Below are 12,172 nucleotides of genomic sequence, written 5' to 3' on the forward strand. Positions count from 1 at the left end.
ACGCCCACAACGACGACCCCAAACCGTACGTATGGACCGCCACCGCCGAATCCATCCTCGCCAAGGTTGCGCGCGGACGGATCGCACTCGAAAAAGTCAGCTAAATACAGGACACACCACTAGTCCTGATGCTGGCGACCCGCATCGCCCGGCGCCGCCGCGCTTGCGAGCGCCACTGAACGCCGGTCCTTCGCGGCCTGACGACGCTCGCCCAGCCACAGCCGCAGGTTGTGCGCGATGGTGCGCCCGACGATGCGCGGCGGCGGAACCATGTAGAGGCTGTCAAGCAGCGAGAAGCGGCGCAAAAACCATTCCGCCAGAACCGGATCGGTTTCCGCGGCCCCCAGGAACTGGTCGAACAGCGCACCGGTGGGCCGCCACCACCAGGGGACGGGCCCCTTGGTGCCGGCGTGGTGGAAGGTGACGTCGCCGATGGCGTTCATCGTCCACACCGGAAAAGTGGACTTGGCCGTCGCCCGGTTCAATGCGGCGGCCACCTCGTCGTCCGGCAATTGCAGGGCGCGGCGCAGGTGACCGGCCTGCAGCGAGGTCATCGTCATGCCCTGCCCGAAGGTGGGGTTGAAGCTGGCGACGGCGTCGCCGAAGGGGATGATGCCCGCCGGTAAGCGGTCCAGCTTGTCGTAGCGGCGCCACTTGCTGGCCGGGAAGGCGTGAAACGCGGGCTCCCCGAGGGGGTCGGCCTGCTTCAGCGCCGCGTTGACATGGGCCGGCACCAGCTCTTCGGCCAGTTCCAGCATCTCGGGAAAGGTCTGCGGCGGTTTGACGTTGGCGACCCCGAAGGTGGTCAGCACCCAGGTCCCGTCCTCGTAACACAGCATGCCCAGCCCCAGCGAGTTGTCGTGCGAGGCGCCGGCGACCACCACCTTCTCGGCGATCAGGCCGTCGGGGATGCGGAACTGCTGGGTGGCGTAGTAGATGCCGATGTCGAGGAGGTCTTCCCTCGGGCGCTCGTACCCCCACTGCTCCAGCCACACCGGCAACCGGGTGCCCCGCCCGGCCGCGTCGACGACGAGGTCGGCCGCGACGAATTCGGGTTCCCCGCCGTCGTCGGCGGGAGCCACCAGCACCCCGGTCACCCGCTGGCGCGCCGGATCGAACCGCGGTTCGGTCACCGAGCGGCGCACCATCGTGACGTTGTCCGTGTTCTGGACTCGTTTGCGCAATTGCCACTCCAGATGAGGGCGGCTGGGCACGTACGCGGTGAATTCGTCGCGCAGGGTGTGCGCCGTCCCCAGCACGTGGCCCGCGGCGCCGAGGTGGATGCAATCTGGCCGGTTCTCCAGAATCGGCACGCCGGCGGCCACCATGTCTTCCAGCAGCCCGGGAAACAGGCTCTCGAACTCCATTGCGCCGCGGGCCATCAGCATGTGCAGGTGCCGGTCCTGCGGGACCGTCGCCCGGTTCGACGGTGTGCTCGGCAAGTCGTCGCGTTCGTAGACGGTGACGTGTGAATACGCATCCGAGAGCACCCGCGCCGCGCACAGGCCGGCGATGCTGCCCCCGATGACCACCGCATGGTCCCTGGTGTTTGCTTTGGTGTCCGGCATCTCGGCAGAGTACCCAGTACTGTCACGGACCAATGGGCCCCAGGGAATGGGAAAGGGCGGCGGATGGCCAACCGATGGCGCATGAAGTCGGTCGAACAATCGATCGCCGATACCGACGAGCCAGACACCCGGCTACGCAAGGAACTCACCTGGTTCGACCTGGTCGTTTTCGGGGTTGCTGTGGTGATCGGCGCCGGGATCTTCACGGTGACCGCGTCGACGACCGGCGACATCACCGGCCCCGCGATCTGGATTTCGTTCATCATCGCGGCGGTCACCTGCGCGCTGGCGGCATTGTGTTACGCCGAATTCGCCTCGACGCTGCCCGTCGCGGGCAGCGCCTATACCTTCTCGTATGCCACCTTCGGCGAGTTCCTGGCCTGGATCATCGGCTGGAACCTGCTGCTGGAGCTGGCGATCGGCGCGGCCGTCGTGGCCAAGGGTTGGTCGAGCTACCTGGGTAACGTGTTCGGATTCGCCGGCGGCACCACCAGCCTCGGGTCTTTCGATCTGGACTGGGGCTCGCTGCTGATCGTCGCGGGAGTGGCCACCCTGATCGCCCTGGGCACCAAGCTGTCGTCGAGGTTCTCCGCCATCATCACCGGCATCAAGGTCTCGGTGGTGCTGTTGGTCGTCGTCGTCGGCGCCTTCTACATCAAGGCCTCCAACTTTTCGCCGTTCATTCCCAAGCCCGAATCCGGGCACGAGGCCTCGGGCGTGAACCAGTCGGTGCTGTCGCTGCTGACCGGGGCGCACAGCAGCCACTACGGCTGGTATGGCGTGCTGGCGGGCGCATCGATCGTGTTCTTCGCGTTCATCGGATTCGACATCGTCGCCACCATGGCCGAGGAGACCAAGCGGCCCCAGCGCGACGTGCCGCGGGGGATCCTCGCGTCGCTGGCGATCGTGACCGTGCTCTACGTGGCCGTCTCGGTGGTGCTGTCCGGGATGGTCTCCTACACCAAGCTCAAGACCGTCCCCGGCCACAAGCCGGCCAACCTGGCCACGGCGTTCACCGAGAACGGAATCCACTGGGCCAGCAAGATCATCGCGATCGGGGCGCTGGCCGGACTGACCACCGTGGTGATGGTGCTGATGCTCGGCCAGTGCCGCGTGTTGTTCGCGATGGCGCGCGACGGGCTGTTGCCGCGGCAGCTGGCGAAGACCGGCTCGCGCGGCACCCCGGTTCGGATCACCGTGCTCGTCGCGCTGGTGGTGGCCGTCACGGCGTCGGTGTTCCCGATCGCCAAGCTCGAGGAGATGGTCAACGTCGGAACGCTGTTCGCGTTCATCCTGGTCTCGGCCGGCGTCATGGTGCTGCGCCGCACCCGACCCGACCTGGAGCGCGGCTTCCGGGCCCCCTGGGTTCCGGTCCTGCCGATCGCCTCGATCTGTGCGTGCGTGTGGCTGATGGTCAACCTCACCGCGCTGACCTGGGTGCGGTTCGGCGTCTGGCTGGTGGTCGGAACCGCGATCTACGCCGGCTACGGATACCGGCACTCGGTGCAGGGCAGCCGGGAGTCGCAGGGGGTCGAAGCGCCCGCGGGTGCCGAACCCGATGCCGTGCCTTAGACATCCGCTTTACAAAATGACGTCCGGTGTCTAGACACGAGACGTATATGGCGATATTGTCAATCTCCAACGTGGTGTGCTCACAAGGAGGTTTGGCATATGACCACATTCGAACCGCAGGTGACGCCGGAAGCGGCCGAGCCGCCCGTCTGGCGCGACAAGAAGCGGCACCTCTGGCTGATGGGGCTGATCGCGCCGACGGCGTTGTTCGTGGTGCTGCCGCTGGTCTGGGCGATGAACCGGCTCGGCTGGCAGAGCGGCTCACAGGCGCTGCTGTGGATCGGTCCGATCCTGGTCTACATCCTGCTGCCGATCCTGGACCTGCGGTTCGGGCCCGATGGGCAGAATCCGCCCGACGAGGTGATGGAGCAGCTGGAGAACGACAAGTACTACCGCTACTGCACCTACATCTTCATCCCGTTCCAGTACCTGAGCGTGGTCTTCGGCGCCTACCTGTTCACCGCCTCGAACCTGAGCTGGCTGGGCTATGACGGCGCGCTGGGCTGGGCGGGCAAGCTGGGCGTGGCGCTGTCGGTCGGCGTCCTCGGCGGTGTGGGCATCAACACCGCCCACGAGATGGGCCACAAGAAGGACGCGCTGGAGCGGTGGCTGTCCAAGATCACCCTGGCGCAGACCTGCTACGGCCACTTCTACATCGAGCACAACCGCGGCCACCACGTGCGGGTGTCCACGCCGGAAGACCCGGCGTCGGCCCGGTTCGGGGAGACCTTCTGGGAGTTCTTGCCGCGCAGCGTCTTCGGCAGCCTGCGCTCGTCGCTGCGGCTGGAGGCCCAGCGTCTGCGCCGGCAGGACAAGAACCCGTGGAACCCGGTGACGTATCTGTCCAACGACGTGCTCAACGCCTGGCTGCTGTCGATCGTGTTGTGGGCGGTGCTGATCGCGGTCTTCGGCCCGGCGCTCATTCCGTTCGTGATCATTCAGGCCGTCTTCGGCTTCAGCCTGCTCGAATCCGTCAACTACCTGGAGCACTACGGTCTGCTGCGGCAGAAGCTCGACTCGCCTTCCGGGAAAGCGCGCTACGAGCGCTGCGCGCCGGTGCACAGCTGGAACTCCGACCACCTCGTCACCAACCTGTTCCTGTACCACCTGCAACGGCACAGCGATCACCACGCCAACCCCACGCGCCGCTACCAGACGCTGCGCAGCATGGAGGGCGCGCCCAACCTGCCGAGCGGGTACGCGTCGATGATCTCGCTGACCTACATCCCGCCGCTGTGGCGCAAGGTGATGGACCACCGGGTGCTCGAGCACTACGACGGCGACATCACCAAGGTCAACATCCACCCGCGGATGCGCGACAAGGTGCTGGCGCGCTACGGGGTGCCCGCATGATCGCCTACCGCTGCCCGGGCTGCGACTACATCTACGACGAAGCGAAAGGCGCCCCGCGGGAAGGCTTTCCCGCGGGCACGCCCTTCAGCGACATCCCCGACGACTGGTGCTGCCCCGATTGCGCGGTGCGCGAGAAGGCCGACTTCGAAACCTTAGGAGTGAATCAGTGACCGACTACAAGCTCTTCATCTGCGTGCAGTGCGGGTTCGAGTACGACGAGGCCAAGGGCTGGCCGGAAGACGGCATCGCGCCCGGGACCCGTTGGGACGACATCCCGGAGGACTGGAGCTGCCCGGATTGCGGCGCCGCGAAATCCGACTTCGAGATGGTCGAGATCGCCCGTTCGTGATCGCCACGAACACGGTTGAAGAAGCGGAAACGGTCGCGAAAGCAGCTATTGTCGCGCCTGTGAAGCGGATGCCGTACCCCGAGGCGTCGCGCGCGCTGCTGCGCGACTCGGTGCTGGACGCCATGCGCGAGCTGCTGGGCACCCGCGACTGGTCCGCCATCACGCTGTCGGACGTGGCCCGCGCCGCGGGCATCAGCCGGCAGACCATCTACAACGAGTTCGGCTCGCGGCAGGGCCTGGCGCAGGGTTACGCCCTGCGCCTGGCCGATCGCCTGGTCGATGCGGTCGGAGGCGCGATCGACGCCAACGTCGGCAACATCTACGAAGCGTTCCTGCAGGGCTTTCGGGCCTTCTTCGCGGAGTCGGCGGCCGACCCGCTGGTGATCTCCCTGCTGAGCGGTGTCGCCAAGCCGGACCTGCTGGAGATCATCACCACCGACAGCGGGCCCATCATCACGCGCGCGTCGGAACGGCTGAGTACGGCGTTCACCCAAAGCTGGGTGGCCACCAGTGACGAGGACGCCGGCGTGCTCGCGCGCGCCATCGTGCGACTGGCGATGAGCTACGTGTCGATGCCGCCGGAGGCCGACCACGATGTCGCGGCGGACCTGGCCCGGCTGATGACGCCGTTCGCGGAACGTCACGGCGTCGTCAACGTGCCCTGACGCCTGCTGCCCCCGCGGCCGCCGACTACAGTGGCGCAAGAGCGCATACCTAAGCTAAGTAATCCTCTTGGACCCTAAGCCGCAGAAGGAATGAGATTTATGACGACGACCGAAAGTTCGCTGACCGCCGACGTCCGCAACGGCATCGATTTCAAGGTCGCCGACCTGTCGTTGGCGGACTATGGTCGCCGGGACATCGAGCTCTCCGAACAGGAGATGCCGGGTCTGATGTCGCTGCGCCGCGAGTACGCCGAAGTGCAACCGCTCAAGGGGGCGCGGGTCTCGGGCTCGCTGCACATGACGGTGCAGACCGCGGTGCTCATCGAGACCCTCGTCTCGCTGGGCGCGCAGGTGCGGTGGGCGTCGTGCAACATCTTCTCCACCCAGGACCACGCCGCCGCCGCGGTGGTCGTCGGCCCGCACGGCACGCCCGAGGAGCCCAAGGGCGTCCCGGTGTTCGCCTGGAAGGGCGAGACGCTGGAGGAGTACTGGTGGGCGGCCGAGCAGATGCTCACCTGGCCGGACGAGCCGGCCAACATGATCCTCGACGACGGCGGCGACGCCACCATGCTGGTGCTGCGCGGCGCGCAGTACGAGAAGGCCGGCGTGGTGCCCCCGGCGGAGGACGACGACCCCACCGAGTGGAAGGTCTTCCTGGAGCTGCTGCGCAAGCGCTTCGAGACCGACAAGGACAAGTGGACCAAGATCTCCGAGTCGGTCAAGGGCGTCACCGAGGAGACCACCACCGGCGTGCTGCGCCTGTACCAGTTCGCCGCGGCCGGTGACCTGGCCTTCCCGGCGATCAACGTCAACGATTCGGTGACCAAGTCCAAGTTCGACAACAAGTACGGCTGCCGGCACTCCCTGATCGACGGGATCAACCGCGGCACCGACGTGCTCATCGGCGGCAAGAAGGTGCTGGTCTGCGGCTACGGCGACGTGGGCAAGGGCTGCGCCGAGTCGGTCAAGGGCCAGGGCGCGCGCGTGGTCGTCACCGAGGTCGACCCGATCAACGCGCTGCAGGCGCTGATGGAGGGCTTCGACGTCGCGACGGTCGAGGACGCGATCGGCGAGGCGGACATCGTCATCACCGCCACCGGCAACAAGGACATCATCACCCTCGAGCACATGAAGGCGATGAAAGACTATGCGGTGCTCGGCAACATCGGGCACTTCGACAACGAGATCCAGGTCGCCCAACTGGAGCGCTCGGGCGCGACCAAGACGAACATCCGGCCGCAGGTCGACGTGTGGACGTTCAAAGAGAGCGGCAAGTCGATCATCCTGCTCTCCGAGGGGCGACTGCTGAACCTGGGTAACGCCACCGGCCACCCGTCGTTCGTCATGAGCAACAGCTTCTCCAACCAGGTGATCGCCCAGATCGAGCTGTGGACCAAGAACGACGAGTACGACAACGAGGTCTACCGGCTGCCCAAGCACCTCGACGAGAAGGTGGCCCGCATCCACGTCGAGGCGCTCGGCGGCAAGCTGACCAAGCTCACCAAGGAGCAGGCCGAGTACATCGGCGTCGACGTCGACGGCCCCTACAAGGCCGACCACTACCGCTACTGAGTTGTCGCTCTCGCCGAGTGCCCGGCCAGCCGGGCGTTCGAGGCGCCGATAGGCTCGTGCCGTGCTGATCGCGATCGAAGGGGTTGACGGCGCGGGCAAACGGACACTGTCCGACGGCTTGCGCAGGGCCTTCGAGGCGGCCGGCAAGTCGGTGGCGATCGTGGCGTTCCCGCGTTACGGGAAATCGGTGACCGCCGACGTCGCGGCCGAGGCCCTGCACGGACAGCATGGCGATCTCGCGTCGTCGGTGTACGCGATGGCGTTGCTGTTCGCGCTCGACCGGGCGGGCGCCGTCGAGGACATCGAGGCCCTGCGCCGCGACCATGACGTGGTCATCATGGATCGCTACGTCGCATCCAACGCGGCCTACAGCGCCGCGCGCCTGCACGAGGACGCGGGCGGCGCGGCGGCCGCCTGGGTGCTCGAGCTGGAGTACCGGCGGCTCGGGCTGCCCGCCCCCGACTGGCAGGTGCTGCTCGCGGTGCCGGCCGAGCTGGCCGGGCAGCGCGCCCGCAGCCGGGCGCAGTCCGACCCGGGCCGGGCGCGCGACAGCTACGAACGCGACCACGAACTGCAGCTGCGCACGGGCGCGGTCTACGCCGAGCTGGCCGCCGCGGGCTGGGGCGGACCCTGGCTTGTCGCCCACGCGGAGGTCGATCCGGACCGGCTGGCCGCCACCCTCGTCGGCGCCAAAGAGGTCCCCGCAACCGCCCGGGAGAGCACGCCGGGGGCGTCGAGCACGGGAATTTGACCGAATTTGGCTCCATATTTGCGGCTCGGCGCAAGAAACGCCCGTGTGGCGCGCCGGGTTTGTCCGGATCTGGTGACACCATGGACTCCATGAGGCAAAGGATTTTGGTCGTCGATGACGACGCTTCGCTGGCCGAGATGCTCACCATCGTGTTGCGTGGGGAGGGTTTCGACACCGCGGTCATCGGTGACGGCACCCAGGCCCTGACTGCGGTGCGCGAACTGCGCCCCGATCTGGTGTTGTTGGACCTGATGCTGCCGGGCATGAACGGCATCGACGTGTGTCGCGTGCTGCGCTCCGATTCGGGCGTGCCGATCGTGATGCTGACCGCCAAGACCGACACCGTGGACGTGGTCCTCGGCCTCGAGTCGGGCGCGGACGACTACATCATGAAGCCGTTCAAGCCCAAGGAGCTGGTGGCCCGGGTGCGGGCGCGGCTGCGGCGCAACGACGACGAGCCGGCCGAGATGCTGTCCATCGCCGACGTCGAGATCGACGTGCCGGCGCACAAGGTGACCCGCAACGGCGAACAGATCTCGCTGACGCCACTGGAATTCGACCTGCTGGTCGCGTTGGCGCGCAAACCGCGGCAGGTGTTTACTCGTGATGTGCTGCTCGAACAGGTGTGGGGCTACCGTCACCCAGCGGACACCCGCTTGGTGAACGTGCACGTCCAGCGTCTGCGGGCCAAGGTTGAGAAAGACCCTGAGAACCCGACCGTGGTGTTGACCGTTCGAGGAGTGGGATACAAGGCCGGACCTCCGTGATCCGGGAGCGTCGTTGATTTGGCGCTCGCCGCGACGGACTAGGAGCCGCTGGGGGCGTTCGGGTCCCATGACCCGCGGCATGGGTGCGGTGAGTCGCGCCGTTGCCGTTGCGTGGCGCCGTTCGTTGCAGCTGCGCGTCGTGGCGCTGACGCTCGGGTTGTCCCTGGCGGTGATCTTGGCGCTCGGCTTCGTGTTGACCAGCCAGGTCACCAATCGGGTGCTCGACGTCAAGGTCAAGGCCGGCATCGAACAGATCGAGCGCGCGCGCACCACCGTCGGCGGGATCGTTAGCGGCGAGGAGACGCGCTCGCTGGACAGCAGCCTGCAGCTGGCCCGCAACACGTTGACGTCCAAGACCGACCCCGCGTCGGGCGCCGGGCTGGCCGGCGCGTTCGACGCGGTGCTGATCGTGCCGGGCGACGGGCCGCGCGCGGCGACCACGGCCGGGCCCGTCGACCAGGTGCCGAATTCCCTGCGCGGCTTCGTCAAGGCCGGGCAGGCGTCGTACCAGTACGCCACCGTGCACACCGATGGCTTCTCCGGTCCGGCGCTGATCATGGGCACGCCCGCGTCGTCCCAGGTGGCCAACCTGGAGCTGTACCTGATCTTCCCGTTGAAGAACGAGCAGGCCACCATCACGCTGGTTCGCGGCACCATGATCACCGGCGGTGCCGTCCTGCTGGTGCTGCTCGCCGGGATCGCACTGCTGGTCTCGCGCCAGGTGGTGGTGCCGGTGCGGTCGGCGTCGCGGATCGCCGAACGCTTTGCCGAGGGGCACCTGTCCGAACGGATGCCGGTGCGCGGCGAAGACGACATGGCCCGGCTCGCGGTGTCCTTCAACGACATGGCCGAGAGCCTGTCCCGCCAGATCACCCAGCTCGAGGAGTTCGGCAACCTGCAGCGCCGGTTCACCTCCGACGTCAGCCACGAACTGCGCACCCCGCTGACCACCGTGCGGATGGCCGCCGACCTCATCTATGACCACAGCGCGGACCTCGACCCCACGCTGGCGCGGTCCACCGAGCTGATGGTGAACGAGCTGGACCGGTTCGAATCGCTGCTCAACGACCTGCTGGAAATCTCCCGGCACGACGCGGGTGTGGCCGAATTGTCCGTCGAGGCGGTGGATTTGCGCACCACCGTGCAGAGCGCGCTGAGCAACGTGGGCCACCTGGCCGAAGAGGCCGGCATCGAGCTGCTCGTCGACCTGCCCGACGAGGAGGTGATCGCCGAGGTCGACACCCGGCGGGTGGAGCGGATCCTGCGCAACCTCATCGCCAACGCCATCGACCACGCCGAACACAAGCCCGTGCAGATCCGGATGGGCGCCGACGAGGACACCGTCGCCGTCACCGTCCGCGACTACGGGGTGGGGCTGCGGCCCGGCGAGGAGAAGCTGGTGTTCAGCCGGTTCTGGCGCGCCGACCCGTCGCGGGTGCGCCGGTCCGGCGGCACCGGGCTCGGCCTGGCGATCAGCGTGGAGGATGCGCGCCTGCACCAGGGCCGGCTGGAGGCGTGGGGCGAGCCGGGCGAGGGGTCGTGCTTCCGGCTGACGCTTCCGCTGGTTCGCGGCCACAAGGTCACCACCAGCCCGCTGCCGATGAAGCCCGTTCCGCCGGCCGCCGGCGCGAATCCGCCGGGGCCGCAAACCGCGAAAGACCGTTCGCGCCAACGTGAACACGCCGAGAGGAGCGGGTGATGCGGCGCCTGCTCGGGCTGTTGCTGGTGGCCGTGCTGCTGGGCGGCTGCGCGGGGGTGCCCAGCTCGTCGGCGCCCCAAGCCATCGGCACCGTCGAACGGCCGGCCCCGTCGAATCTGCCCAAGCCGACGCCGGGCATGGATCCCGACGTGTTGCTGCGCGAATTCCTCAAGGCCACAGCCGATCCCGCGAACCGGCATCTGGCGGCCCGGCAGTTCCTCACCCAGTCGGCATCCAACGCGTGGGACGACGCCGGCAGCGCGCTGCTGATCGACCACGTGGTGTTCGTGGAAACCCGTGCCGCCGAACGGGTTTCGGCGACCATGCGGGCCGACATCCTGGGATCGCTGTCGGACATGGGGGTGTTCGAAACCGCCGAGGGGGTGCTACCCGACCCGGGCCCGATCGAGTTGGTCAAGACCTCGGGCGGGTGGCGGATCGACCGCCTGCCCAACGGAGTCTTCCTGGACTGGCAGCAGTTTCAGTCCACCTACAAGCGCAACACCCTGTACTTCGCCGACCCGACCGGCAAGACCGTCGTCCCCGATCCGCGCTACGTCGCGGTCGCCGACCACGATCAGTTGGCCACCGAGTTGGTGTCCAAGATGATCGCCGGGCCGCGGCCGGAGATGGCGCACACGGTCCGCAACCTGCTCGCCCCGCCGCTGCGGCTGCGCGGACCGGTGACCCGGGCCGACGGCGGCAAGAACGGGATCGGGCGCGGCTACGGCGGTGCGCGCATCGATCTGGAGAAGCTGTCCACCACCGACCCGCACAGCCGGCAATTGCTTGCCGCGCAGATCATTTGGACCCTGGCCAGGGCCGATATCCGGGGGCCCTACGTCATCAACGCCGACGGCGCGCCGCTGGACGACCGGTTCGCCGAAGGGTGGACGACCTCCGATGTCGCCGCCACCGACCCCGGCGTGGCGGACGGCGCGGGCGCCGGATTGCATGCCCTGGTGAACGGCTCGCTGGTCGGCCTCGACGGACAGCGCATCAGCAACGTGCCGGGGGCCTTCGGGCGGATGGGGGATCAGACCGGGGCCGCGCTGTCACGCAGCGGGCGGCAGGTGGCGTCCATCGTCACGCTGCACCGCGGCGCCCCGGACGAGGCGGCGTCGCTGTGGATCGGCGACCTCGGCGGTGAAGCGGTCCAGTCCGCCGACGGCCACAGCCTGTCGCGGCCGAGTTGGTCGTTGGACGACGCGGTGTGGGTGGTGGTGGACGGCAACAACGTGTTGCGCGCGATCCAGGAGCCGGCGTCGGGGCAACCCGCCCGCATCCCGGTCGATTCCGTCGCGGTGTCCACCCGGTTCCCGGGGCCGATCACCGACCTGCAGCTGTCCCGCGACAGCGCGCGCGCCGCGATGGTGATCGGCGGCCAGGTGATCCTGGCCAGCGTCGAGCAGACCCAGGCCGGCCAGTACGCGCTGACCTACCCGCGGCGGCTCGGCTTCGGGCTGGGCAACTCGGTGGTGTCGCTGTCCTGGCGAACCGGCGACGACATCGTGGTGACCCGGACCGACGCCAGCCATCCGGTGTCGTACGTCAACCTCGACGGGGTGAACTCCGACGCGCCCGCCCGGGGCCTGCAGATGCCGGTGATCACGGTCGCGGCCAACCCGTCCACGGTCTACGTGGGCGCACCCCAAGGGGTGCTGCAGTATTCGGCCTCGGCGGCCGAAAGTCAGCAGGGCTGGTCGGAGGTGCCGGGGCTGACGGTGTTCGGCGCGGCGCCGGTGCTGCCGGGCTAGGAGCCTGCTGAATTAATCCCGCGTGGCGGGGTGGGTTGTGCTGGGGTTTTCGGGATGATCAGTGGGTGCAGGGTCGTTCTGATGATCAGCGTGAGTTGTTGGATGCCGAGTCGGTGGCC

11 protein-coding genes are annotated in these 12,172 nt (G+C 68.0%); 10 read left to right on the forward strand and 1 reads right to left on the reverse strand.

Features of this window, described 5'->3' with window-relative positions:
* Positions 1-119 precede the first annotated feature (119 nt).
* Complete coding sequence (locus H7J89_RS23385) at positions 120-1,532, reverse strand: FAD-dependent oxidoreductase (protein WP_264047173.1); 1,413 nt, start codon at positions 1,530-1,532, stop codon at positions 120-122.
* 99 nt (positions 1,533-1,631) lie between these two features.
* On the opposite strand from H7J89_RS23385, the gene H7J89_RS23390 reads away from it, so the two are divergent.
* The 10 genes from H7J89_RS23390 (at position 1,632) to lpqB (ending at position 12,053) form a co-directional block, all read left to right on the forward strand.
* A complete protein-coding gene (locus tag H7J89_RS23390; RefSeq protein WP_264047156.1) occupies positions 1,632-3,140 on the forward strand; it encodes an APC family permease in 1,509 nt (502 codons plus the stop codon).
* A 99-nt stretch (positions 3,141-3,239) separates the two neighbouring features.
* Positions 3,240-4,493, forward strand: coding sequence for an alkane 1-monooxygenase (locus H7J89_RS23395; protein WP_264047159.1), 1,254 nt, complete (start codon positions 3,240-3,242; stop codon positions 4,491-4,493).
* Positions 4,490-4,663, forward strand: a complete 174-nt coding sequence (locus H7J89_RS23400) for a rubredoxin (protein WP_264047161.1) — start codon at positions 4,490-4,492, stop codon at positions 4,661-4,663. The genes H7J89_RS23395 and H7J89_RS23400 overlap by 4 nt, the downstream gene beginning before the upstream one ends.
* A complete protein-coding gene (locus tag H7J89_RS23405) occupies positions 4,660-4,842 on the forward strand; it encodes a rubredoxin (protein ID WP_066956259.1) in 183 nt (60 codons plus the stop codon). The genes H7J89_RS23400 and H7J89_RS23405 overlap by 4 nt, the downstream gene beginning before the upstream one ends.
* A 68-nt stretch (positions 4,843-4,910) precedes the next feature.
* Positions 4,911-5,507: a TetR family transcriptional regulator AlkX gene (gene alkX / locus H7J89_RS23410; protein WP_264047175.1), complete on the forward strand. Its 597-nt coding sequence runs from the start codon at positions 4,911-4,913 to the stop codon at positions 5,505-5,507.
* A 99-nt stretch (positions 5,508-5,606) separates the two neighbouring features.
* Positions 5,607-7,079: an adenosylhomocysteinase gene (gene ahcY, locus H7J89_RS23415; protein WP_264047164.1), complete on the forward strand. Its 1,473-nt coding sequence runs from the start codon at positions 5,607-5,609 to the stop codon at positions 7,077-7,079.
* 61 nt (positions 7,080-7,140) lie between these two features.
* A complete protein-coding gene (locus tag H7J89_RS23420; protein ID WP_264047166.1) occupies positions 7,141-7,830 on the forward strand; it encodes a dTMP kinase in 690 nt (229 codons plus the stop codon).
* An 80-nt stretch (positions 7,831-7,910) separates the two neighbouring features.
* Positions 7,911-8,597: a two-component system response regulator MtrA gene (gene mtrA, locus H7J89_RS23425; protein ID WP_046187325.1), complete on the forward strand. Its 687-nt coding sequence runs from the start codon at positions 7,911-7,913 to the stop codon at positions 8,595-8,597.
* 13 nt (positions 8,598-8,610) lie between these two features.
* A complete protein-coding gene (mtrB, locus tag H7J89_RS23430; RefSeq protein ID WP_264047169.1) occupies positions 8,611-10,296 on the forward strand; it encodes an MtrAB system histidine kinase MtrB in 1,686 nt (561 codons plus the stop codon).
* The gene (lpqB, locus tag H7J89_RS23435) at positions 10,296-12,053 is read left to right on the forward strand and encodes an MtrAB system accessory lipoprotein LpqB (protein WP_264047171.1); all 1,758 of its coding nucleotides are present in this window, start codon (positions 10,296-10,298) and stop codon (positions 12,051-12,053) included. Before mtrB ends, lpqB begins: the two co-directional genes overlap by 1 nt.
* The last annotated feature ends 119 nt before the right edge of the window (positions 12,054-12,172 follow it).

The sequence above is a fragment of the Mycobacterium paraffinicum genome, assembly GCF_025822865.1.
Lineage (GTDB): Bacteria > Actinomycetota > Actinomycetes > Mycobacteriales > Mycobacteriaceae > Mycobacterium > Mycobacterium paraffinicum.